Origin of the sequence: Caballeronia sp. AZ1_KS37 (assembly GCF_023631165.1) — a bacterium.
GTDB classification, from domain to species: Bacteria; Pseudomonadota; Gammaproteobacteria; order Burkholderiales; family Burkholderiaceae; genus Caballeronia; species Caballeronia zhejiangensis.
In genome coordinates this window covers 150,160-172,609 of record NZ_JALQDP010000011.1, presented here as the reverse complement: position 1 = coordinate 172,609, position 22,450 = coordinate 150,160, and the positions used below count along the sequence as shown (strand labels likewise).

21 protein-coding genes are annotated in these 22,450 nt (G+C 64.3%); 12 read left to right on the top strand and 9 right to left on the bottom strand.

Annotated features, from left to right (window positions below; translation table 11 throughout):
* Positions 1-12 precede the first annotated feature (12 nt).
* Entirely contained in the window at positions 13-846 is an 834-nt protein-coding gene (locus NCS00_RS08735) for an AraC family transcriptional regulator (RefSeq protein ID WP_008349217.1), read from the bottom strand.
* A gap of 151 nt (positions 847-997) precedes the next feature.
* Here NCS00_RS08735 and NCS00_RS08730 point away from each other — a divergent pair, with 151 nt between their 5' ends.
* Positions 998-1,414 (top strand): gamma-glutamylcyclotransferase family protein, encoded by a 417-nt coding sequence (locus NCS00_RS08730; protein ID WP_250439906.1) that lies wholly within the window; start codon positions 998-1,000, stop codon positions 1,412-1,414.
* Between the two features lie 100 nt (positions 1,415-1,514).
* On the opposite strand, the gene NCS00_RS08725 is transcribed toward NCS00_RS08730, so the two are convergent.
* Complete coding sequence (locus NCS00_RS08725) at positions 1,515-1,757, bottom strand: hypothetical protein (RefSeq protein WP_008349220.1); 243 nt, start codon at positions 1,755-1,757, stop codon at positions 1,515-1,517.
* Positions 1,758-2,026: 269 nt separating this feature from the next.
* Positions 2,027-2,662 carry a YdcF family protein gene (locus NCS00_RS08720; protein ID WP_235366243.1) on the bottom strand — a complete coding sequence of 212 codons (636 nt, stop codon included), beginning with the start codon at positions 2,660-2,662 and terminating at the stop codon, positions 2,027-2,029.
* A gap of 1 nt (position 2,663) precedes the next feature.
* Between NCS00_RS08720 and NCS00_RS08715 the strand changes: the two genes are divergently transcribed.
* Both NCS00_RS08715 and NCS00_RS08710 read left to right on the top strand, forming a co-directional pair.
* Positions 2,664-3,020 carry a hypothetical protein gene (locus NCS00_RS08715; RefSeq protein ID WP_162483413.1) on the top strand — a complete coding sequence of 119 codons (357 nt, stop codon included), beginning with the start codon at positions 2,664-2,666 and terminating at the stop codon, positions 3,018-3,020.
* Entirely contained in the window at positions 3,017-3,328 is a 312-nt protein-coding gene (locus NCS00_RS08710) for a hypothetical protein (protein ID WP_008349222.1), read from the top strand. The genes NCS00_RS08715 and NCS00_RS08710 overlap by 4 nt, the downstream gene beginning before the upstream one ends.
* Before the next feature lie 248 nt (positions 3,329-3,576).
* On the opposite strand, the gene NCS00_RS08705 is transcribed toward NCS00_RS08710, so the two are convergent.
* Positions 3,577-3,834 carry a hypothetical protein gene (locus NCS00_RS08705; protein ID WP_008349223.1) on the bottom strand — a complete coding sequence of 86 codons (258 nt, stop codon included), beginning with the start codon at positions 3,832-3,834 and terminating at the stop codon, positions 3,577-3,579.
* Positions 3,835-4,082: 248 nt separating this feature from the next.
* Positions 4,083-4,484, bottom strand: a complete 402-nt coding sequence (locus NCS00_RS08700) for a transposase (RefSeq protein WP_008349224.1) — start codon at positions 4,482-4,484, stop codon at positions 4,083-4,085.
* Between the two features lie 425 nt (positions 4,485-4,909).
* On the opposite strand from NCS00_RS08700, the gene NCS00_RS08695 reads away from it, so the two are divergent.
* The 9 genes from NCS00_RS08695 to truB all read left to right on the top strand — a co-directional run bounded on the left by NCS00_RS08695 (position 4,910) and on the right by truB (position 17,249).
* A complete protein-coding gene (locus tag NCS00_RS08695) occupies positions 4,910-5,812 on the top strand; it encodes a LysR family transcriptional regulator (RefSeq protein ID WP_008349225.1) in 903 nt (300 codons plus the stop codon).
* 72 nt (positions 5,813-5,884) lie between these two features.
* Positions 5,885-7,120 (top strand): pyridoxal phosphate-dependent aminotransferase, encoded by a 1,236-nt coding sequence (locus NCS00_RS08690; RefSeq protein ID WP_034473209.1) that lies wholly within the window; start codon positions 5,885-5,887, stop codon positions 7,118-7,120.
* A gap of 352 nt (positions 7,121-7,472) precedes the next feature.
* The gene (gene scpB, locus NCS00_RS08685) at positions 7,473-8,441 is read left to right on the top strand and encodes an SMC-Scp complex subunit ScpB (protein WP_250439905.1); all 969 of its coding nucleotides are present in this window, start codon (positions 7,473-7,475) and stop codon (positions 8,439-8,441) included.
* 131 nt (positions 8,442-8,572) lie between these two features.
* Positions 8,573-10,462, top strand: coding sequence for a 23S rRNA pseudouridine(2605) synthase RluB (gene rluB / locus NCS00_RS08680; RefSeq protein ID WP_034473207.1), 1,890 nt, complete (start codon positions 8,573-8,575; stop codon positions 10,460-10,462).
* A gap of 385 nt (positions 10,463-10,847) precedes the next feature.
* Positions 10,848-11,306, top strand: a complete 459-nt coding sequence (gene rimP, locus NCS00_RS08675) for a ribosome maturation factor RimP (protein ID WP_008349230.1) — start codon at positions 10,848-10,850, stop codon at positions 11,304-11,306.
* Complete coding sequence (gene nusA, locus NCS00_RS08670; protein ID WP_008349231.1) at positions 11,303-12,778, top strand: transcription termination factor NusA; 1,476 nt, start codon at positions 11,303-11,305, stop codon at positions 12,776-12,778. Before rimP ends, nusA begins: the two co-directional genes overlap by 4 nt.
* Positions 12,779-12,871: 93 nt before the next feature.
* Positions 12,872-15,853, top strand: coding sequence for a translation initiation factor IF-2 (gene infB, locus NCS00_RS08665; protein ID WP_033536385.1), 2,982 nt, complete (start codon positions 12,872-12,874; stop codon positions 15,851-15,853).
* A 94-nt stretch (positions 15,854-15,947) separates the two neighbouring features.
* A complete protein-coding gene (rbfA, locus tag NCS00_RS08660) occupies positions 15,948-16,325 on the top strand; it encodes a 30S ribosome-binding factor RbfA (RefSeq protein ID WP_008349233.1) in 378 nt (125 codons plus the stop codon).
* Positions 16,326-17,249, top strand: a complete 924-nt coding sequence (gene truB, locus NCS00_RS08655) for a tRNA pseudouridine(55) synthase TruB (RefSeq protein WP_250439904.1) — start codon at positions 16,326-16,328, stop codon at positions 17,247-17,249. It begins immediately after the preceding gene.
* A 55-nt stretch (positions 17,250-17,304) separates the two neighbouring features.
* On the opposite strand, the gene NCS00_RS08650 is transcribed toward truB, so the two are convergent.
* The 4 genes from NCS00_RS08650 to NCS00_RS08635 all read right to left on the bottom strand — a co-directional run bounded on the left by NCS00_RS08650 (position 17,305) and on the right by NCS00_RS08635 (position 22,309).
* Positions 17,305-18,864, bottom strand: coding sequence for a DHA2 family efflux MFS transporter permease subunit (locus NCS00_RS08650; RefSeq protein WP_034473204.1), 1,560 nt, complete (start codon positions 18,862-18,864; stop codon positions 17,305-17,307).
* A gap of 13 nt (positions 18,865-18,877) precedes the next feature.
* On the bottom strand, positions 18,878-20,140 hold the full coding sequence (locus NCS00_RS08645; protein ID WP_008349236.1) for an HlyD family secretion protein: 1,263 nt from the start codon (positions 20,138-20,140) through the stop codon (positions 18,878-18,880).
* A 51-nt stretch (positions 20,141-20,191) separates the two neighbouring features.
* A complete protein-coding gene (locus NCS00_RS08640) occupies positions 20,192-21,718 on the bottom strand; it encodes an efflux transporter outer membrane subunit (RefSeq protein WP_250439903.1) in 1,527 nt (508 codons plus the stop codon).
* 75 nt (positions 21,719-21,793) lie between these two features.
* Positions 21,794-22,309 (bottom strand): MarR family winged helix-turn-helix transcriptional regulator, encoded by a 516-nt coding sequence (locus tag NCS00_RS08635; protein WP_008349239.1) that lies wholly within the window; start codon positions 22,307-22,309, stop codon positions 21,794-21,796.
* Between the last annotated feature and the right edge of the window lie 141 nt (positions 22,310-22,450).

Here is a 22,450-nt window from a genome sequence, read left to right as displayed (position 1 = left end):
CGCGCACACGCGCTAAGAGCCGTCGATGTCGCGCTCGTCGCGGCCATCGCGGGCGAAAAATGCGCGCGGGCTTTCGCCGAACGCACGGCGAAACATCGCGGAGAATGCGCTCTGGCTCTGATAGCCCAGTTCACGCGCAACTTGCGCGAGCGGACGGCCCTGGCTGAGCAGCGGAATGGCGCGCGCAAGAACGGCCTGCTGACGCCACTGGGAAAAACTCACGCCGAGTTCGCGTCTGAAAAGCCGCGCGATGGTGCGCGAACTCGCGCCGGCCTCCGATGACCACCGCTCCAGATCGGAATGCGACGGATCGGCGAGCACGGCGTTGCACAGGGCGCGCAGGCGCTTCTCGTTCGGCATCGGCACGGAGAGCGGCAGCGGCTGCGAGCGGATGATTTCATCGAGCGCGAGCGTGCCCAGCAGTCGCTCGCGCTGACGCGAGATCGGTTCTTCATCGAGCGCCGCGATGACTTCGCGCAAAAGCGGCGACACCTCGACGACGCGACACGCGCCGAGACCCGCCGGCACGACGCTCGCGTCGACGTAAAGCGTCCGCAGATAAGCGTCCTCGACGATCACGACCTCGTGCGTGACATTGGGCGGCACCCAGATCGCGCGCGAAGGCGGCACCATCCAAGTCGAATCCGCTGTCGCGACACGCAAGACCCCGCGCGACGTATAGGCGACCTGCGCCCACGGATGCGTATGCAGCGCGATCCGCACGCCGTAAGGAACGGGCCGCGAGCGCACGCGAATCGGATGATCGAGCGTCGGCGAATGCTCGACGGGAATGTCGAGATGCTCGACTTCTTCGCCCGACGAGTTCGATTCGACAAACGTGGCCATGTTCGCTCGAGTTGATGGTGGCAGGCGGCCGGATTCATCGACCGCCACGCGCCGATGGTAGCCGAAAGCGCGCGCCCGGGCGAACCGCGAATATTGCCCGGCGCATAATGCCCGTTGTTCACCTTTTGCGACAACAGGAGCGTTTTTCTCGATGCAATACGTTTTTGTCTACGGCACGCTGCGCGCGGGCGAGGCCAACGATATCAACCACGCAGCCGCGCGAAACGGCATCGCTACGCCCGAATGGATCGGTGCCGCCCACGTTCGGGGTCAGCTTTTCGACTTCGGCAACTATCCTGGTCTCGTGATCGATGAGAAGGGCGCGCCGATTCGCGGCGATGTCTACCGGATCGAGGACGCGCTCGTGCCCGTGCTCGACGAGATCGAACATGTGTATCCGGGCGTGGAAGGCTTATTCCGCTCGCATCGCCTGCGTGTGGAGGTGGAAATCGAGGGGAGAAAGGATCGGGTCGATTGCCTGATCTATCCCGTCGGGGCTGCGTCCGCTGCCGGGCTGCCGTGCATCGAAGGCGGCGACTGGGTGACGCATCGCGCCGAACGCGCCTGAATGCGCGAAGCAGGGAAACTGATTTTGCTCGCGCCGCGGTGAGCCGATGCGTCGACTCACCGCGGCGTGAATGGCCCCGCGCCTTGCAGCGGGAACCGGCTTACTGGCTCGGGGCCGCCGGCTTGCTGTGCGATTTCTTGTGATGCATCGACTTGTGCGAAGAAGGCGTCTGCTCGGTCATCTTTTGGCTTTCCTGACGCGACTGCAGAGCCTGCGCGCGCGACTCGACATCAGCGATTTTGGCGGGATCGGTGCTCATGGTCACGCCTTGATCGCTCTGGGCATACGCGGCCGATGCGACCGCGCTGAGGGACAACAGAACAGCCAGGGACACTTTCTTCATTGTTACCTCCGAGTGGCAGTTGGAACCTGGGAATCGTCTGTCCGATCCGTTGGAACGACACTTGTGTCTGAGCAAAAATCGCTCCCGCTGTGCGGGAAGTCAGCCGCTAACCTCGCGCGTCTGACGATCAGACAACCTGAATCATAAGCCTTGAATCGGGCAAGGGTGTGTCGTGCGTCTGTCCGAAAAGCGGACGCGCATGATCGAGCACAAGCGTCGACTTATTTTCCAGTGCTTATCAATGCGCTTCGCTCCCGAATCACGAGGCGCTAATAGAGATGCAGCCAGCGATACACGTCGAAGCGCGCGAGCCCGACGAGTTCGTGCATCGCGAGCTCGCTGTTCGTGAAGCCCCGCACACGGGGAAAGAACGTCGGGCGAGTGGGCCATACATCCGACACATACGGCACCGGCGCATAGCCGAAAGCCTCGAAAGCACGCAACGCGCGGCGCATGTGATACGCGGATGTGACGACGATCAAACGGTTGTCATGTGCGTGGCCGAGAATACCGGCCACGTTTCGCGCGTTCTGGTAAGTATTGAGGCTTTGATTCTCGCGCACGAGGTCGTCTGCAGCGACGCCTTGCGCAAGCACGTATGGCGCGTAATTGTCGGCTTCGGCCTGCCCGTGATGTTCCGGATCGCCGCCGCTCAGAATCACCTTGCACGACGCGCCGGTTTCGCGGCATTCGCGATACAGCGTTGCCACGGCGTCGATGCGCCGCACCGCGTTGGACTTCGGAACGAGCCCCGCTTCGCTGCGATGCGTGCCGCCGCCCATCAGCACGATCGTCGTCTTCGGTGCGAACGAAGGCACGTCCGTGTGACGATAGCCGTGCTGGGCGAGATCGAGCAAAGGCGTTGCGAACCATCCCGCGCCGATCGCCCACGCGAGCGCCGCCACGATGATCGCAATCTGGATGCGGCGGCGTCGCCATAGTGCGAATAACGCAAAAAAAAGCAGCAATAAAGTGAATAGAACCAATTTGATTGGGGTAACGTATTGGTTTAAGGGCAATTCGTTCCGTCATCGCGTGCTTCGGAACGCATCGGCGGATGTCGCAGCAGAGCGCGTGATTAGCGCGCTGTCAACGGGGGCTTGTAATAGAAAGCAGCACCTAACGCAAGCGGTGGCCAAACATTCGGCTGCGAGTCGTTCGTCGCAATCGGAATTCGGCGCGCCGCGTTTAGTCGACGTCGCGGACCGTCTTGCGACCGTCACGAGCGTCGTCATGGCTGCACAGGAAGAAACAACGAGATGACCACGTATTCCAACGAAGTTGTACTCGAAGCACTTCGCCGAGCGCAGTATCGTCAGGTTCCTTGGGCGAAACGCCCCAACGTTTTCGATCTCTTGCGCGCGCTCGGTTTGCTCGAACTCGCCCGGCAGCGCACCGTGGCGCCCGCGCCCGGATTTCACGCACCGGTCGATATCGCGGTCGTGACCGAACGCGGCAAGCACGAATTCACGCGTCTTTCGCGCGACGAACGTGGCAGCGACTGGGACTTGCGCCGCATGGAACCTTATACGTTCGGTGGTCAGGAAGCGGTCCTGGAGGCGCGAGTCTAGCACTGCCGGACACGTCGGCAGCGAGGCCGGCAGCGGTCGACAGTCGACGCATGGGTCGAGGGAGCGTTGTCGTCGGATGAAAGAGCCGACAATCTGCCTGCAGCCAACGGCAATACCCCAAAAAAGTGCCCGTATCGCGAACGACACGGGCATACCGGATCTCACTGTCGCCATGCTGTGCTCATGGCACGAGGTGTGACTGCCGCGCGCCGGAGTGGTTCCGTCAAACGCGCATCGTTCAGACGAACTCAATGATGTTGTGAACGCGCATCGCGTTCGGTATCGGGACGCGCGCGCACGTTGCTCGCGATATCGCCGCGCAGGTCGCCGCGTGGCGCGGGCGGCGTCGCATCGCGATTGCGGCCGGCATTCTGCGGCGCGGCCATCGAAGCCTTCGTGCTGACGTGAAAGTCGGATGCGGGAGGTGGCGGCTGCGCCTGGCTCATCGCCGCAGTGCTCGTCAGCGCGACGAAGGCGCCATGAGCGAGCAGAGTCGATGCCTTCATGGTGAAATCCTCGAAGCCTTCGTGGGGCTTGTTCGATTAATCACCAAGCTATGCTGCGATCCGCCGGGGCGCTGTAAGGAATCGTAAAGAGTTGTTTCGTCGACGACGCAGTGCGCGCGACTGTGCTACGACATCCGAATGCGGCAACGCAAAGGAGAGAAAGATTCGCGCAGGCCGCGGCCCGCGCGAGAGGTGAAATGTCTGGGTGAAGCCAGCGAGCGCCGGCTTCGGTCGATGCAAAGAACCGTTCAGGCCATCTTGGCCGGAGCGCGCCACGATTCCGGGTTCGTCCAGAACGCGCCACGCAGGCGATCGCGGCTCGGCGGCGCGGGCGGTTTGGCGGCGCTGGAACCGATGCGTCCGCGCAGCGACACTTCACGGCCGTTGCTGGACAGGCGCTTCACGATCTCGGCCAGCGTGCCGTCTGCCTGCCACTCGTCGAAGCGGCGGCGGCAGGTCGGCGGGGACGGGTAGCGTCCGGGCAGCTTCGACCAGCCTTCGCCCGTCGACAGCACCCACAAAACCGCGTTGACCACGGCCCGCGCTTCGACGCGCGGACGGCCGCGCCGTTCGCTGCGCGCCGGCTCCGAACAGAACAACGCCTCAACCAGCGCCCACTCGTTATCTCTCAAATCGTCGAACAGCACCATATCTCACCTCAGCGAAGCTAACCCCGGTGCGCTGCCCCGCGCCGCGCACTCTGGTCGGAATCCGATGAACGAATACCTGGGAAGGCCAGAGCGATTGCGGCGGACGATGTTCGATGTAACCGCGAATGGCTCCAACCTCTGTGCGCAATGAAATGCGAGAACCGTGCCATGCTTGTTGCTAAATCCGGGAAACCCGCATGGCAGTAGGCTGACGCGATGCCAGCATGGCCCGTATCAGACCCGAAACACACTGATTAAGAAATCGGGACAATCACCAATCAAGTGCAATAGGCCCATCCAGCGTGCGTCGTGAGGATTTGCTGCACCGCAGCGAAACGCGCGTTCGGGCATGAGTTCAGACCAATGCTCGCTATAATCCGTGCATGAATTGTGGATATTGATGAGCAATCTGAATGAGCGCGCCATTGAACGTGACGTTGCGGCAACTGCGCGTCTTTATCGAAGTATCGAGGCTGCGCAGCTTCAGCCGCGCAGGCGATGAAATCGGCCTCACGCAGTCGGCGGTCAGCCGGTGCGTGCGCGAGCTGGAAGGGGAGATTGGTCTCAAGCTGATCGACCGGACGACGCGCGAAGTTCAGCTGACCGATGTCGGCGTGAATCTCGTCGGCACGGTGTCGCGCCTGCTGGCCGACCTGGACGAAGCGCTGCGCGAGGTCCGCGATCTCGGCCAGCAGCGCCGCGGACGCGTGATCGTCGCGGCGAGTCCGACGGTCGCCTGCCGGCTGATGCCGCGCGTGATCGCGTCGTGCTTGCGGCAGTTTCCGCTCATCACGCTGAGTCTGCGCGACGACGTCCAGTCTGATGTCCTGCGCAAGGTGAAGTCGGGCGAGGTCGATTTCGGCGTCGTGATCGGCCCGTTTTCCTCCGACGAACTCCATGGCGAACCCGTGATGACCGATTCGTTCTGTCTCGTCGCGCGGCGCGATCATCCGCTCGGGCGCGAGACGGCGGTGCCGTGGGAAGCGCTCGCGGGCGAGCGGCTCGTGATGCTCGACTACGCGTCGGGCAGCCGGCCGATCATCGATGCCGTCATGCAGGAGCACGGCGTCGAGGCGCAAGTGGTGCAGGAACTCGGACACTCGGCGACGGTGTTCGGGCTCGTGGAAGCGGGCGTCGGCGTGAGCGTGCTGCCGTGGCTCGCGCTGCCGCTGCCGGCGGATTCGTCGCTGGTCGCGTTGCCGCTCGAACCGCGCGCCGAACGGACCGTGGAGCTCGTGCGGCGGCGCGATCGCTCGCTGTCGCCCGCGGCGGAATCGGTGTGGTCGCTGATCGCCTCGCTGCCGCCGCGTGCGGAAGACCTCGGATAAGCCTCCGTTCATCGCGAAAATCATGGCGCGCGCGTTAGACTTCTTTTTTAAGACAAGACGACGGGGCGAGCGATGAGTGAATCGGAAGGCGCGGTGGTCAGCGAACTGAGTCAATTGGCGGGCGCGCACGCATCGGGTGCGCCGAATGCGCGCGACGCCGTGCGGGCGTTGAGGCCGTCGCAGATCCGCGAGGTCGCAAACGCGGGTTTCGGCGTCGCCGATGTGCTGCCGTTCTGGTTCGGCGAATCGGATCGCGTGACGCCGCAATTCATCCGCGATGCCGCAAGCCGCGCGCTTGCCGATGGCGCCACGTTCTACACGCACAATCTCGGCATCGCCCCGCTGCGCGAATCGCTCAGCCGCTACGTGAGCGCGCTGCACGGCGCGACGACGCCGGCGCACATCGCCGTGACGAGCGCCGGCGTGAACGCGCTGATGCTCGCGGCGCAACTCGTGGTCGGTGCGGGCGATCGCGTCGTCGCCGTGACGCCGCTATGGCCGAATCTCGTCGAGATTCCGAAAATCCTCGGCGCGAGCGTCGATACCGTTTCGCTGACTTACGGCCCGCGTGGCTGGACGCTCGATCTCGACCGCCTGCTCGCGGCGCTCACGCCCAACACGCGCATGCTGATGATCAACTCGCCGAACAACCCGACCGGCTGGACGATGACGCGCGATCAGCAGCGCGCCGTGCTCGCGCATTGCCGCCGTCACGGAATCTGGATCGTCGCGGACGAAGTCTACGAACGCCTGTACTACGGCGATGACGCTCGCGTCGCGCCGTCCTTTCTCGATCTCGCCGCGCGCGACGAGCGCGTGATCGCGGTGAATTCGTTTTCGAAGGCGTGGCTGATGACCGGCTGGCGCCTCGGCTGGCTCGTCGCCCCGACGCAACTGATGGACGATCTCGGCAAGCTGGTCGAGTACAACACGTCGTGCGCGCCGTCGTTCGTGCAGCAGGCGGGCGTCGTCGCGGTGGAAGAGGGCGAGCGCTTTACTCAGGCGCTCGTCGCGGATCTGCGTGCAAGCCGCGATCATCTCGTGCAGGCGCTTCAGGCGATCGAGGGCGTCGACGTGCGCACGCCCGACGGCGCGATGTACCTGTTTTTCTCGCTACCGGGCGCGCAAAACAGCCTCGAACTGTGCAAATCGCTGGTGCGCGAAGCCCGTCTCGGACTTGCGCCGGGCAGCGCGTTCGGCCCGGAAGGCGAAGGCTTCGTGCGCTGGTGCTACGCGTGCGATCCCGCACGGCTGGACGCGGGCGTCGAACGCCTGCAGCGATTCCTGACGGCGCGCGGCGTCGCCTGAGCCGTGCCGATCGACGTCGGCCGCGCACGACCGGCGTCGAGTGAGTCCGGGCGCCGATCAATCGATCACCTTTACGCCCCGGTTGTTTTTGCGTAATATGGCGCTCAGTCACGCGCTTTCGCCTAGGAAAGCGCCACCTCGTCCGGCTGGATGGCCCGGCGTTCGCTCACCGATCGCCCTTTACGCCTCTCCCCGGTGCGTGCTCCCAATCAATATGACCGATTACAATCGGGCGAGCGCGTCTTGAAACTCCGCGTCCAGCTTTATCGTTCGCACCATTTTGGTGGCGTTCGGTCCTGCGCAAGCTCGATTTGAATTGAATCATTGACCATATAGGGTTGACCCAAGCTGCATGAATACCCAAGAGGCGAAGATCGTCCTCGAGACTGCTTTGATTTGCGCGCAGGAACCGCTGAGGCTGAATGAATTGCGCAAGCTGTTCGCCGACGACATTTCGGCGGATACCGTTCGCACGTTGCTCGAAGCGCTCAAGGCCGACTGGTCGGGACGCGGCGTGGAACTGGTCGCGCTTGCCTCGGGCTGGCGTTTTCAGAGCAAGCCCGCGATGCGGGCCTATCTCGACAGGCTGCACCCGGAAAAGCCGCCCAAGTATTCGCGGGCCGTACTCGAAACGCTGGCGATCATTGCCTATCGGCAGCCAGTGACGCGGGGCGATATCGAAGAGATCCGCGGCGTGACGGTGAACACGCAGGTCGTGAAGCAACTGGAGGACCGTGGCTGGATCGAGGTGATCGGTCATCGCGACGTGCCGGGCCGCCCGGCGCTGTACGCGACGACCAAGCAGTTTCTCGACGATCTCGGACTGACCGCGCTCGACGAGTTGCCCGCGCTGGACAATCCGTCGGCGCAGCTCGAAGCATCGCTGCTCGCGCAGCATTCGATCGAATTTCCCGACAGCATCGCCGGGAATGCGCCGCCGGCGGGCATCGAGCCGCCGGCCACGCCACAAGCGTCGAATGACGGGGAACCTGACGCCCCGGCGCAGGTCTTCGCCGTTGAAGCGCTGGAATCGGCGGAATCCGCCGATCCCGCCGAACCCGACGCTTCCGCCGATGAGCGCGCGGCCGCCGGGCCGGCGGAGCAAGAACAGACAGAAGAACAGCAGGAAAGACTCGGAACGGAACGTGCGGATGCGCTGGACGAGCGCGCCGCGTCGACAGCCGGGATTCACGCACAGCCTTTGGGCACCGCGCACGATGCGCCCGTTCCGATGCCGCGTGAAGACGAAAGAGATGCGAGTCCATCGAACGAAGCCGAACTGGACGACGACTCCGAAGAACCGAAGGCGCGCCGCGCCTGACGCAATTTGCATGGCCCCTGATCTGGCAATCCGGCTCTCCATAAAGATTATTTCGAGACGACCAGCCGGACCGGTCAGCGGATTTTTTGACGCGCCCGCGACGGGCGCGCGATTCGACATTTGAGGTTGTTTTGACACACTCCCACGACAGCGATTCGCCTGAATCCGCGCGCCCCGTGCACGCCGCGGACGCACCTGAGTCGGCCGATGCCGGCGACAGCACGCGCACCGACCGCGCCGATGAAGGCGGCGAGGGCGATGACCGTCCGCGCCGCGGATTGCGCCGCGGGCCGCGTAGCCTGATCGCACGGCGTCGCGCTGTCGCGAAGACCAAGGGCGCGGACGCTGCGCCAGGCGCGCCGGGCGCCGTCAACGAGACGCCGCCCGACGGCGTCGTGGCGGCACAAGTGCGTACCCCGCGCAAGGATCCGGGCGCGAAGCCGCGCAAGGGCGAAGGGGCGAGTCCGCGCGGCCGCAAGAGCGCGCGCGCGGAAGCGGGCGAAACCGGCGTCGAAGCAGCGGACGAGGCCGGCGTACAGGCCGCCGCGCCCGCGCCGCGCGAAGGCGGCCGGCGCAAGAATCCGCCGCAGCAAAAGCGCGGCAAGCGCAGCGACGCGGGACCGGCGACCGTCGAGAGCGCGGCTGCTGCAGCCGTCGACGACGTGTTCGCCTACGTGACCTCGCCGGCCTTCGACGCCGACAACGGTTCGGCCGGCGTGCGCGCCCCGATGCTGCGACGCGGCCGCAATGCACCGCAAAAGCGCGTGCTGGAACCGGACGAAGACGCGCCGAAGCTGCACAAGGTGCTCGCGGATGCGGGCATGGGTTCGCGGCGCGACATGGAAGAGTTGATCATCGCCGGGCGCGTATCGGTGAACGGCGAGCCGGCGCATATCGGCCAGCGCATCATGCCGACCGATCAGGTGCGCATCAACGGCAAGCCGCTCAAGCGCAAGCTCGCGAGCAAGCCGCCGCGCATCCTGCTGTATCACAAGCCGACGGGCGAGATCGTCAGCCATGCCGACCCGGAAGGGCGTCCGTCCGTGTTCGACAAGCTGCCGTCGATGAAAACCGCCAAATGGCTCGCGGTCGGGCGTCTCGACTTCAATACGGAAGGCCTGCTGTTGCTCACGACGTCCGGCGATCTGGCGAACCGCTTCATGCATCCGCGCTACAGCGTCGAGCGTGAGTACGCGGTGCGCGTGGTCGGACAACTGTCCGAGGCGATGAAGCAGAAGCTGCTGAAAGGCGTCGAGCTCGACGACGGTCCCGCCAACTTCTTGCGCATCCAGGACGGCGGCGGCGAAGGCACGAATCACTGGTATCACGTCGCGCTGGCGGAAGGCCGGAATCGCGAAGTGCGCCGTATGTTCGAGGCGGCCGGCCTGATGGTGAGCCGCCTGATCCGCACGCGTCATGGTCCGATCGCGCTGCCGCGCGGCCTGAAGCGCGGCCGCTGGGAAGAGCTCGAGGACAATCAGGTGCGCAGCCTGATGGCGTCGGTCGGGCTGAAATTGCCGACGGCCGAGAAGGGCGGACGCAGCGCCGCGCCGCGTGTGCAACCCGATCCGATGCAGACGTCGATGGGCTTCATCACGCGCGAGCCGGTGCTGAGCTCGCACTCGCGCATGACGCAGCAGCAGACGCCGGGACGCGGCGGCCGGCGCGGCCAGCCGGGCGGTGTGCCGGGCAGCTTCGGGCTCGGCGGCATGGGCGGATTCGGCGGCAACACGGGCAATGCAGGCAACGGGGGCGGCATGGGCCGTCGCGGCGGCCGGGAGCCGAACGGCAACCGCATCGGCAACGAGCCCAACGGCAATCGCGCTAACGGCGCACGGCCGGGTCCGCGCGGCGCGCGTCCGCAAGGCGGCGGTCCGCAGGGCGCGGGCGGCGCCGGCAAGCGTGCCGCCGGTGGCAACGCACCGCGGGGCAATCGCCAGGGCGGCGGACAGCAGGGCGCTGGCCAGAACAAAGCCGGCGGCGCGGGCCGGGGCGCGCGTAATCGCTCGCGCGGCCGCTGAGCGCGATATGTAAAAAATCGCAAAGACGTCGCCGGGGGAAGTCCAAAAGCGGGATGCGAAGCATCGGTCCGCCCCCGGCGACGAAAATCTCGCGTTTCGCTCTTTCTGATCGTTAGGACAAACCGGCGTGAAACCGGGTCCAACAGGGGCGAAAGTGCGCGTTACGTTTGCGTTTATCCTGAAAAATGGCTAAAATCATGAAGTCGCTGGGCACGTAGTTTTCTTTCGCTGCCCTGAGTGCGACCTCGGTTGAAAAATGTGGGCGTTGCGCCCATTTTTTTTTGGCTATTCGGTTCGGCATCTCGGGAGCAGGGGTGCGCGCCCGCATGAAGGCGCTCGCCCGCAGGTGTTTCGGCGTGGAGCGCGCGAACACCTTGGAGTTACTGTGCAACTGACGGAATTGATTGAAACCACGGTCTCGAGCCTTGGCTACGAGCTTGTCGATCTCGAGCGTTCGGGAGGCGGCATGCTGCGTGTCTACATCGACCAGCCGGCTGGTATCGCGATCGAAGACTGCGAGAAGGTCACCCGTCAGCTCCAATATTTGTTTGAAGTCGAGAACATCGACTACGACCGGCTCGAAGTATCGTCGCCGGGGCTCGACCGCCCGCTCAAGAAACTGGCGGATTTCGAGCGCTTCGCGGGGAGCGAAGTCGCCATTACATTGAAGAAGCCGCTGGACGGGCGCAAGTCGTTCCGCGGCATCCTGCACGCCCCTGACGGCGAAACGATCGGATTGGAATTTGAAGGGAAGGACGGCGCTGCGATGCTCGATTTCACGCTCGCGGACCTCGATAAGGCACGTCTCGTCCCCAAGGTTGACTTTAGGAGCCGCAAACAATGAGTCGCGAAGTATTGATGCTGGCGGATGCGCTGGCACGCGAAAAGAACGTCAACAAGGACGTCGTGTACGCAGCGCTGGAAGCTGCGCTTGCTTCGGCAACGAAGAAGCTCTTCGAGGAAGACGTGGATATTCGTGTCGCCATCGACCGTGAGAGCGGCGAACACGAAACTTTCCGCCGCTGGCGCGTCGTGCCGGACGAGGCCGGCCTGCAAGAGCCGGATCAGGAAATCCTGCTGTTCGAAGCGAAGGAGCAAAAGCCCGACGCGCAGGTGGACGAATTCATCGAGGAGCCGATTCCGTCGATCGAATTCGGCCGTATCGGCGCGCAGGCCGCCAAGCAGGTGATCCTGCAGAAGGTGCGCGACGCCGAGCGCGAACAGATTCTGAACGACTTCCTCGAGCGCGGCGAAAAGATCATGACCGGCTCGGTGAAGCGCCTGGACAAGGGTAATTTCATTGTCGAGTCGGGCCGTGTCGAAGCGCTGCTGCGCCGCGACCAGTTGATTCCGAAGGAAAACCTGCGCGTGGGCGACCGCGTGCGCGCGTACATCGCGAAGGTCGACCGCACCGCGCGCGGCCCGCAGATCGAACTCTCGCGCACCGCGCCCGAGTTCCTGATGAAGCTGTTCGAACTCGAAGTGCCGGAAATCGAGCAAGGTCTGCTGGAAATCAAGGCCGCCGCGCGCGATCCCGGCGTGCGTGCGAAAATCGGCGTGATCGCCTACGACAAGCGCATCGATCCTATCGGCACTTGCGTCGGCATCCGCGGTTCGCGCGTGCAGGCCGTGCGTAACGAGCTCGGTGGCGAGAACGTCGACATCGTGCTATGGTCGGAAGATCCCGCGCAGTTCGTGATCGGCGCTCTCGCGCCGGCAGCCGTCCAGTCGATCGTCGTCGATGAAGAAAAGCATTCGATGGACGTCGTGGTGGACGAAAACGAGCTCGCCGTCGCCATCGGCCGCGCCGGCCAGAACGTGAGGCTCGCAAGCGAACTCACCGGCTGGCAAATCAATATCATGACGCCGGACGAGTCCGCGCTGAAGCAGAACGAAGAGCGTGGCAAGTTGCGCGACCTCTTCATGGCGCGTCTGGATGTGGACGAGGAAGTCGCCGACATCCTGATCGACGAAGGCTTCACGAGTCTCGAAGAAATCGCCTACGTGCCGCTCAACGAAATGCTCGAAATCGAAGCGTTCGACGAAGACACCGTGCACGAGCTGCGCAATCGCTCGCGCGACGCGCTCCTCACGATGGCGATCGCCAACGAAGAGAAGGTGGAAGGCGTCGCGCTCGATTTGAAGAGCCTCGACGGCATGGACAACGAGCTTCTCGCAAAGCTCGCCGAGCACCAGATTCAGACCCGCGACGATCTCGCGGAGCTGGCAGTAGATGAACTGGTCGAAATGACCGGAATGCAAGAGGATGCCGCTAAGGCGTTGATCATGAAAGCACGTGAACACTGGTTCCAGTGAGAAATGACCATGGCGCACTGATATTTGGCGGCCTGTCTGGCCGCGTGACCCCGATCTAACCGCAAGGATTGGTCCTTGCATCAAGAGGAATGAATGGCGAGTAACAACGTAGCCCAATTTGCCGCGGAACTCAAAATGCCTGCGGGCGTCCTGCTCGAGCAGTTGCAGGCGGCTGGCGTCCAGAAAGCGAGCGCGAACGACGACCTGTCCGAGACGGACAAGGCGCGTCTGCTCGATCATTTGCGCAAGTCGCACGGTTCCGCCGACGCCGACAAGCGCAAGATCACTTTGACCCGCCGGCATACGTCGGAAATCAAGCAATCCGACGCAACGGGTAAAGCTCGCACCATTCAGGTCGAGGTGCGCAAGAAGCGTGTTTTCGTGAAACGCGACGAAACCGGTGTGGAGCAGGCCGAGGCCGCGCCGAATCACGTCGAAGAGCCGGAAGTCGACGAAGCCGAACTGCAGCGTCGCGAGGAAGAAGCGCGCCGTGCCGCCGAGCAGCTCGAGCGCGAAGAGCGCGAGCTGAAGGAACAGCAGGCGAAGCTGGAGCGCGAAGAAGCCGAGCGCCGCGCTCGCGAGGAAGCGGCGGAAGCCGAGCGCAAGAAGCAGGAAGAGGAAGCGGCGCGCCGCGCGGCGGCTGCGGCTCAGGCTGCCGAAATCTCGCGTGCGGCGCAGGCTGCGCGTCAGGAAGCGCGCACGCAACCGGCCGTCGAAGCGAAGCCGGAACCGAAGCAGGACGACACCGCGCAGCGCGAAGCCGCCGAAAAGGCAGCGGAAGAGAAGGCTGCGAGCGAGCGTGCCGCGCAGCGTGAAGCCGCGAAGAAGGCGGAAGAAGACGCGAAGGCGAAGGCCGAAAAGGCTCGCCTCGAGCAGGAAGCCATCGCGAAGCGCCGTGCGGCGGCGGAAGCCGAAGCCCGCGCGATCCGCGAAATGATGAACACCCCGCGCAAGGCGCAAGTAAAGGCGCCGGAACCCGCGCCCGCACCGAAGCCCGCCGAAGCGGCGAAGGCCGCCGAAGCGAAGGGCACGCTGCACAAGCCCGCGAAGCCGGAAGGCGCGCAGGCGGCACGTCCCGCAGCGGCGAAGAAGCCGGCTGCAGGCGCGCCGGCACCCGCATCGACGGCTCCCGCAGGCGCCGGCGACAAGAAGAAGGCTGGCAAGGGCGGCTGGCAGCAGGACGACGCATCGAAGCGTCGCGGCATGAAGACGCGTGGCGATTCGAGCGGTGGTGTCGATCGCGGCTGGCGCGGCGGTCCGAAGGGTCGCGGCAAGCATCAGGAACAGACGTCATTCCAGGCGCCGACCGAGCCGATCGTCCGTGAAGTGCACGTGCCGGAAACCATTTCCGTCGCGGACCTCGCGCACAAGATGTCGGTGAAGGCTTCGGAAGTCATCAAGGTGATGATGAAGCTCGGCCAGATGGTCACGATCAACCAGGTGCTGGACCAGGAAACGGCGATGATCGTCGTCGAGGAACTGGGCCATCGCGCGGTCGCGGCGAAGCTGGACGACCCGGAAGCGTTGTTGATCGAAGGCGAAACCACCGAGGAAACGGCAGAGAAGCTGCCGCGTCCGCCGGTTGTCACCGTCATGGGTCACGTCGACCACGGCAAGACCTCGCTGCTGGACTACATCCGTCGCGCGAAAGTGGCGGCGGGCGAAGCGGGCGGCATCACGCAGCATATCGGCGCATATCACGTCGATACGCCGCGCGGCGTCATCACCTTCCTCGACACGCCGGGTCACGAGGCCTTCACGGCCATGCGTGCGCGCGGCGCGAAAGCGACCGACATCGTCATTCTGGTGGTCGCAGCCGACGACGGCGTGATGCCGCAGACGAAGGAAGCGATCGCTCACGCGAAGGCGGGCGGCGTGCCGATCGTCGTTGCGATCAACAAGATCGACAAGCCGGAAGCGAACCCCGACCGCGTGAAGCAGGAACTCGTCGCGGAAGGCGTGGTGCCGGAAGAGTACGGCGGCGATTCGCCGTTCATCGAAGTGTCGGCGAAGACCGGCCGGGGCATCGACGATCTGCTCGAAAACGTGTCGCTGCAAGCCGAAGTGCTGGAACTCACCGCGCCGGTGGAAGCCGCTGCGAAGGGTCTCGTCATCGAAGCGAAGCTGGACAAGGGCAAGGGCCCGGTCGCGACCATTCTGGTGCAGTCGGGCACGCTGAACCGCGGCGACGTGGTTCTCGCGGGCAGCGCCTACGGTCGCGTGCGAGCCATGCTCGACGAAACCGGCAAGCCGACGAAGACGGCGGGTCCGTCGATCCCGGTGGAAATCCAGGGTCTGTCGGAAGTGCCGGCGGCGGGCGAGGAAGTCATCGTGCTGCCGGACGAGCGCAAGGCGCGCGAAATCGCGCTGTTCCGTCAGGGCAAGTTCCGCGACGTCAAGCTTGCGAAGCAACAGGCCGCCAAGCTCGAGAACATGCTCGAGCAAATGGGCGAAGGCGAAGTGCAGAACCTGCCGCTCATCGTCAAGGCGGACGTGCAGGGCTCGCAGGAAGCGCTGGTCCAGTCGCTGCAGAAGCTGTCGACCAACGAGGTGCGCGTGCAGATCGTGCACAGCGCGGTCGGCGCGATCAGCGAATCGGACGTCAACCTGGCGACGGCATCGAAGGCGGTCATCATCGGCTTCAACACGCGTGCGGATGCTCAGGCGCGCAAGGTGGCCGAGGCGAACGGCATCGACATCCGCTACTACAACATCATCTATGACGCAGTGGATGAGGTGAAGGCGGCGATGTCCGGCATGCTCGCGCCGGAGAAGCGCGAAACGGTGACGGGCATGGTCGAGGTGCGCCAGGTCATCCGCGTGCCGAAGGTCGGCCTGATCGCGGGTTGTATGGTCACGGACGGCGTGGTCAAGCGTTCCTCGTCGGTGCGCGTGATCCGCAACAACGTCGTGATTCACACCGGCGAGCTCGATTCGCTCAAGCGCTTCAAGGACGACGTCAAGGAAGTGCGTCAGGGCTTCGAGTGCGGTATGTCGATCAAGAACTTCAGCGATATCGTCGAAGGCGATCAGTTCGAAGTCTTCGAAGTGACGGAAGTGGCTCGCACGCTGTAATGCGCTAGCCGCTGAAAAAAGGGCGGGGTGAGCCTTGCGGCTCGCTCCGCCCTTTTTGCTTCAGGCGGCGCGACAAGAATACGGAAACGAAATCATGGCTAAAAAACGGACATCCGCGAACCGCAACGTGCAGATTGCGGATCAGATCCAGCGCGATCTTTCGGAACTGATGCGCGAGGTGAAAGACCCGCGCGTCGGACTCGTGACGATTCAGAGCGTCGAGCTCACGCCTGACTACGCGCACGCGAAGGTCTACTTCACGACGCTGACGGGCGATCCGAAGCAGACGCAGGAAGGGCTCAATCATGCGGCGGGACATCTGCACAATATGCTGTTCAAGCGCCTGCACATCCACACGGTGCCGACGCTGCATTTCCACTATGACCAGACGATCGAGAAGGCCGTCGAGATGTCGCGCCTGATCGACGAGGCAAACGCGACGCGCGCAAAAGATGACGAAGAAGGTGCGTGAGTGAAGGGCGGTCCGAAGATTCCCCGCCGCGCGCTCGACGGCGTGCTCTTGCTGGACAAGCCGCTCGGGCTGTCGAGCAACGATGCGCTCATCAAGGCAAAGCGGATTTATCTGGCGAAGAAGGCGGGCCACACGGGTACGCTCGATCCGCTCGCAACCGGTCTGCTGCCGTTGTGCTTCGGCGAAGCGACGAAGTTCTCGCAAGACCTGCTCGATGCCGACAAGACCTACGAAGCGACGATGCGCCTCGGTATCCGCACGACGACCGGCGATGCCGAAGGCGAGGCGGTGGATACCCGCGACGTGACGTGCGACGAAGCTGCCGTCGTCGAAGCGATGACGCGGTTCATCGGCGAAATCGTGCAAGTCCCGCCGATGTACTCGGCGCTCAAGCGCGACGGCAAGCCGCTCTACGAATACGCGCGCGCCGGTCAGACGGTCGAGCGTGAGGGCAGGCAAGTGACGATTCACGCGCTGCAGTTGATCGCGTGCGCGCTGCCCCTCGTGACGTTTCGCGTGACGTGCAGCAAGGGCACTTACGTACGGACGCTGGCCGAGGACATCGGCGAAGCGCTCGGCTGCGGCGCGCATCTGACGGCGTTGCGGCGCACCGGTGTCGGCGCGCTGACGCTCGAACAGGCGGTCACGCTCGATCACCTCGCGAGCCTGAGCGAAGCGGAGCGCGACGAGCGGCTTCAGCCCGTCGATGCACTGCTATCCACGTTTCCCGCGGTTCAGTTGAACGACGAAGCGACGCAGCGCTTCCTGCACGGTCAACGTCTGAAGCTCGCGGACGTCGTGAAAACGCGTCTCGAAGCAGGCCGCGTGCGCGTTTATGCGCAAGAAGGCGGCCGTCTGCTGGGCGTGGCGCGCGCGGGCGAGGGTGTGCTCGCGCCGGAACGGCTCATCGTCACGGCGCGATGAAAAAGAGCCCGGTCGATGTCGACCGGGCTCTGTTCTTTTGGGAGCAGTCAGGCGATCAGTGCGCCGCCGATGCCGCCGCCGCCGAATCTCCACCGCCCGAACGCTCGGGCCGCGTGATCCAGATCAGCACGATCAGCGCGACGAAAATCCCCGCCGAAATATAGAACATGTCGTTCACGCCGAGCTGCGCGGCCTGCTGCGTCGCCATGCTGTTATAGAGGCCGACGGTCTGCTCGTGCGTCAGGCCGAGCGCGCCCATCTGCTGCATCGAATTCGCGAACACCGGGTTGTACGAATTGGCGCTTTCGACGAGTTGCGCGTGATGCACGATCGAACGATGCTCCCACGCCGTCGAGAAGATCGACGTGCCGATGCCGCCGCACATGATCCGCACGAAGTTCGACAGCCCCGACGCCGCCGGAATTCGATGTCCCGGCAAGCCCGACAGCGTGATCGACACGAGCGGAATGAAGAAGCCCGCCATGCCGATGCCCTGAATCAGCGTCGGTATCGTGAGCGCCCAAGTGTCGACGCCGGTCGTGTAGCGTGAACGCATCCAGAAACACAGCGCGAAGACGAGGAACGCGGCGGTCGCGATGTAACGCGGATCGGTGCGCGGCAGGAATTTGCCGGTGATCGGAGAAAGCAGGATCGCGAACACCCCGACGGGCGCCATCACGAGACCGGCGTTCGTCGCCGTGTAGCCGATATCCGTCTGCAGCCACAGCGGGAGCAGAACGAGATTGCCGAAGTAGAGCCCGTATCCGATCGACAGCGCGATCGTTCCGCCGGTGAAGTTGCGCAGCTCGAAGAGCGACAAATCCACGACCGGATGCTCCGCCGTCAGCTCCCACACGATGAAGAACGCGAACGCGATCACGGCGATGAGCGCGAGCACGACGATCGTCGTCGAGTTGAACCAGTCGAGATCCTTGCCTTTGTCGAGCATGATCTGCAGCGAGCCGACCCAGACGACGAGCAGCCCGAGCCCGACCGTGTCGATCGGCGCCTTGCGGATCGCGGAATCGCGGTCGCGGAAGATCGCGAACGTAGCGAGCGCCGCCGCGATGCCGACCGGAATGTTCACGTAGAAGATCCACGGCCACGAGATGTTGTCCGAGATCCATCCGCCGAGGACTGGCCCCGCGACCGGCGCGATCAGCGTGGTCATCGACCACATCGATAGCGCCATCGGCGCTTTTTCGCGCGGATAACTCGCGAGCAGCAGCGTTTGCGACAGCGGGATCATCGGGCCGGCGACGGCGCCCTGGAATACGCGCGCGGCGAGCAGGAAGGGGAGCGTCGGCGCGAGACCGCAGAGCCACGACGCGATCACGAACAGGATGATCGAGCCGAGAAAGAGCCGCACCTGCCCGAGACGCTGCGTGAGCCAGCCGGTCAACGGCACCGAGATCGCGTTGGCGACCGCGAACGACGTGATGACCCACGTGCCCTGATCCGACGACACGCCGAGATCGCCGGAGATCGACGGAATCGAGACGTTCGCGATCGACGTGTCGAGCACGTTCATGAACACCGCGAGCGATACGGCGATCGTGCCGATGACGAGCTTTCCGCCCGACAGCGGCGGATGTACGACGTTTTGCGAAGACATGTGGCGAGTCCGCTTACATCAGCTTGGCGGCCGACGCCGACTTCGTCGCGCGCCCGTGCGCCGGCGACGCGCTCTGCGCCGACGACCCTGCGCCCGCACCCGTACCCGCGTTCTGCTGGATGATGCGCGCGATTTCCTGATCGGCCTGCGCGCCGTAGTTGTCGAACACATTCGTCTGGTAGACCGTGTTCTGCGCGTTGCCGAGCTGGCCGCCTTGCTCGTCCTTGATGGTGACGTCGACGTTCATCGACAGGCCGATACGCAGCGGATGCGCTTCCAGTTCTTTCGGATCGAGCTGGATGCGCACCGGCAGGCGCTGCACCACCTTGATCCAGTTGCCGGTCGCATTCTGCGCGGGCAGCAGCGAGAAAGCCGAGCCCGTGCCGGCCGAGAAACCGACCACCTTGCCGTGATACACGACGCCCGAACCGTACAGATCGGCCGTCAGCTCGACCGGCTGGCCGATCCGCATGTGCTTGAGCTGCACTTCCTTGAAGTTCGCATCGACCCACACGGCGTTGAGCGGCACGATCGCCATCAGCGGATTGCCCGGCGACACGCGCTGGCCGACTTGCACCGAGCGCTTGGCGACATAGCCCGTGACCGGCGCGGGCAGCGTGTTGCGCGCGTAGTTGATGTAGGAATCGCGGACCTTCGCGGCGGCGGCGAGCACGTTCGGGTGATCGGCGATCGTCGTGTTGGCCGTGAGCGAACGGTTCGACGCGAGCTCCTGCTCGGCGGCGTCGAGCGCGGCCTGCGCGCTGCGCACCGCGTCGCGGGCGTGCGAGATTTCTTCCTGCGAGACCGCACCCGTCTGCGCGACCTGCATGCGGCGCTTCAAATCGTCCTGCGCGCGCGACAGATCGGACCGGCGCAACGCGATCTGCGCTTCGTACTGGTTGTTGTTGACGAAGAACGTGCGTACCTGGCGCACAGTCTGCGCGAGATTTGCCTCGGCCTGATCGAGCGCGACCTTGGAGTCGGCCGGATCGAGCGCGACGAGCGGATCGCCTATCTTCACGGTCTGCGTGTCGTCGGCGTTCACCGAGATCACCGTGCCCACGACCTGCGGCGTGATCTGCACGACGTTGCCATTCACGTAGGCGTCGTCGGTGGCTTCGTGGAAGCGCGCGACGAGGAAGTAGTACAGCCCGTACGCGATAGCCGCGATGATGATGACGAGCACGATCAGCGTCATCAGCGCTCGGCGTTTGCCGTTGCTCTGTTTCGGCGCGGGCGCGGCGGCCGCGGCTGCGTTTTGTTGAGGGTCGCTCATGAAAGACTCCGAAAATTCCGTTTTTGGTCCGATGCGTGTTCTTGTGGGCGCTTAGTTCGACGGCGTGGCCTGATTGGCCGCCTGCGTCGTCGTCTGACTTTGTCCGCTGCCGCCGATCGCGAGATTGCTGCTCGTCGCGTCGAATCCGCCGCCGAGCGACTTGATCAGCGCGATCTGCAGATCGGTGCGCTTCAGGCGCAGATTCGTCACGGTCTGCTCGTTGGCGAGGCGGTTTTCGTCGGCGTTGAGCACCTGCAATTGCGGCGACAGGCCGGCCTTGTAGCGGATCACGGCGAGCTGATACGCGCTCGACGCCGCCGCGAGCGCGCGCTGGGCGTCGGCCATTTGCTTGTCGAGCGAGCGGATTGCGGAGATGTTGGTCGCGACATCGTTCATCGCGTTGATGAGCGTCTGGTTGTAGTTCGCGACGTCGCCTTCGAAGTCCGCGTAACGGCCTTTCAACTGCGCGCGCAAGGCGCCGGCGTCGAAGATCGGCAGATGGATCGCCGGACCGGCCTGGATCTGGCGGCTGCTCGCCTGCAGGAAGCGGCTCCAGCCGAACGCGTCGAAACCGAAGGCCGCCGCGAGGTTGATGTCCGGGAAGAACTCGGCCTTCGCTTCCTTGATGTTGTGGGTCGCGGCTTCGACCTGCCAGCGCGCGGCGACGATATCCGGGCGGCGCGCGACGAGATCGGCGGGCACGTTGTCGGGCAGCGTCACGTTGACGTTCGGGTCGATCACGGGTTTCGCGATCTTGAGGCCGCGATCCGGGCCTTTGCCGAGCAGCGCCGCGAGCTGATAGCGGACGGTTTCGATCTGGCCGTCGAGTTCCGTCGAGTTCGTCTGGCTGGTCGCGACGTTGCCTTCCGCCGTTCGGCGCTCGACGTTGGTGTCGAGCCCGGCCGCGACGCGCCCGTTCGTGATGCGTCCGACGTCCTGACGGTTCGCGATTTCGCGTTGCGCCACGTCACGCAGCGCGTAGAGCAGCGCGAGCTGGTTGTACGTGCGCGCGACCGACGCCGCAAGCGTCACGCGCGCCTGCTGCATGTCGGCTTCGGCGGCTTTCTGCTGCGATACCGCCATGTTGAGGCGCGAGCGGTTCTTGCCCCACAGATCCAGTTCCCACGACGCGCTCGCGAGCACGTTGTTCTCGCTGAACCACGTCCCGCCATAAGGCGGCGGGAAGAGGGCGTTGGCGGAATAGAGTTCGCGCGTCCACGAATACGAGCCGGTGACCTTCGGATAAAGCGCCGAGCGCGACGTCTCGATATACGACGACGCCTTCGCGATGCGCGCCTGCGCCTGCGCGATGCTCGGATTGTCGGCGAGCGCTTCGTCGATCAGTTGCGGCAGTTGCGGATCGCCGAACTGCTTCGCCCAGTCGAGCGTGGGCCATTGGCCGCCTTGGCCCGGCACGCTTTGCGTGGCCTCGAAGTTTTCCGGCGCGGCGATCTGCTTGTCGCTCGAAATGCCCGAATAGTTCGCGCAGCCGGCGAGCGCAAGCGCGGCCACCGCGGCGGCGACGGCGCGCTTCGCACGGCTTTCGCCGCGAATGGCGGACAGGAAGTGCTGGTTCATATCTCGTCTCTCGAGATGCAAATTAAAGGTGGACGTTGCAATCTTTTTGTAGGGTTGCGATGACGAATTTGCTTGTCATCGCAATGACGTACCAGGCTTATCGTTGCCGCCCAGCAGTGGCGCGACGGATGGATCGCACGAGTTCGCGAGAATCCGCCGCAGCATGCTTTTGAGGAAGCCGACTTCCTCCGGCGTGAAACCGGCAAGCAGGTTGTCCAGTACGCGCGTGAAGATGGCGGGTATCTTTTCCGCGGTCGCGTGACCTTCGTCCGTCAGCGCGAGGCGCACGACGCGCCGGTCTTCCTCGCTGCGCACGCGCGAAAGCAGGCCGCGCTTTTCCAGTCTGTCGATGAGACGCGTGACCGCGCTCGCATCGATGCCGTATTCGCGGGCAATATCCGCCGCCGTCAGGCATTTGCCGACCGCCAGCATGAACAGGATGCTTGCCTGCGTGCTCGTGATGCCCAGTTCGGACGTCGTGTGTTGCGTGACCATGTTCCACATGGTCGAGCGGACCCGGCTGATCAGATAGCCGACGCTCTCGGCGAGCACGTAGTCGCCGATCGCCGCGGATTTCGGAGCGTCGCTCATAAGAATATTTGTGCGATTGCAATAGTTGACTAGGCAGGATTATAGGGAGGCGTTTCGCACCGTGCAAGGATCTTTTCTGAACATGCTTAACAATCCGCCCACGCCCGGCCTGCGGTTCGTCGCGACCCGACGCCGCGGACA

Excerpts from the sequence above, each read along its gene's own strand:
- NCS00_RS08710 (WP_008349222.1), top strand. The coding sequence starts at position 3,017 with ATGACCACGTATTCCAACGAAGTTGTACTCGAAGCACTTCGCCGAGCG.
- infB (WP_033536385.1), top strand. The coding sequence starts at position 12,872 with ATGGCGAGTAACAACGTAGCCCAATTTGCCGCGGAACTCAAAATGCCT.
- NCS00_RS08635 (WP_008349239.1), bottom strand. The coding sequence starts at position 22,309 with ATGAGCGACGCTCCGAAATCCGCGGCGATCGGCGACTACGTGCTCGCC.
- NCS00_RS08735 (WP_008349217.1), bottom strand. The coding sequence starts at position 846 with ATGGCCACGTTTGTCGAATCGAACTCGTCGGGCGAAGAAGTCGAGCAT.
- NCS00_RS08690 (WP_034473209.1), top strand. The coding sequence starts at position 5,885 with ATGAGTGAATCGGAAGGCGCGGTGGTCAGCGAACTGAGTCAATTGGCG.
- NCS00_RS08730 (WP_250439906.1), top strand. The coding sequence starts at position 998 with ATGCAATACGTTTTTGTCTACGGCACGCTGCGCGCGGGCGAGGCCAAC.
- nusA (WP_008349231.1), top strand. The coding sequence starts at position 11,303 with ATGAGTCGCGAAGTATTGATGCTGGCGGATGCGCTGGCACGCGAAAAG.
- NCS00_RS08715 (WP_162483413.1), top strand. The coding sequence starts at position 2,664 with ATGATCGCAATCTGGATGCGGCGGCGTCGCCATAGTGCGAATAACGCA.
- NCS00_RS08650 (WP_034473204.1), bottom strand. The coding sequence starts at position 18,864 with ATGTCTTCGCAAAACGTCGTACATCCGCCGCTGTCGGGCGGAAAGCTC.
- NCS00_RS08700 (WP_008349224.1), bottom strand. The coding sequence starts at position 4,484 with ATGGTGCTGTTCGACGATTTGAGAGATAACGAGTGGGCGCTGGTTGAG.
- NCS00_RS08640 (WP_250439903.1), bottom strand. The coding sequence starts at position 21,718 with ATGAACCAGCACTTCCTGTCCGCCATTCGCGGCGAAAGCCGTGCGAAG.
- scpB (WP_250439905.1), top strand. The coding sequence starts at position 7,473 with ATGAATACCCAAGAGGCGAAGATCGTCCTCGAGACTGCTTTGATTTGC.
- rbfA (WP_008349233.1), top strand. The coding sequence starts at position 15,948 with ATGGCTAAAAAACGGACATCCGCGAACCGCAACGTGCAGATTGCGGAT.
- NCS00_RS08645 (WP_008349236.1), bottom strand. The coding sequence starts at position 20,140 with ATGAGCGACCCTCAACAAAACGCAGCCGCGGCCGCCGCGCCCGCGCCG.
- NCS00_RS08725 (WP_008349220.1), bottom strand. The coding sequence starts at position 1,757 with ATGAAGAAAGTGTCCCTGGCTGTTCTGTTGTCCCTCAGCGCGGTCGCA.
- NCS00_RS08705 (WP_008349223.1), bottom strand. The coding sequence starts at position 3,834 with ATGAAGGCATCGACTCTGCTCGCTCATGGCGCCTTCGTCGCGCTGACG.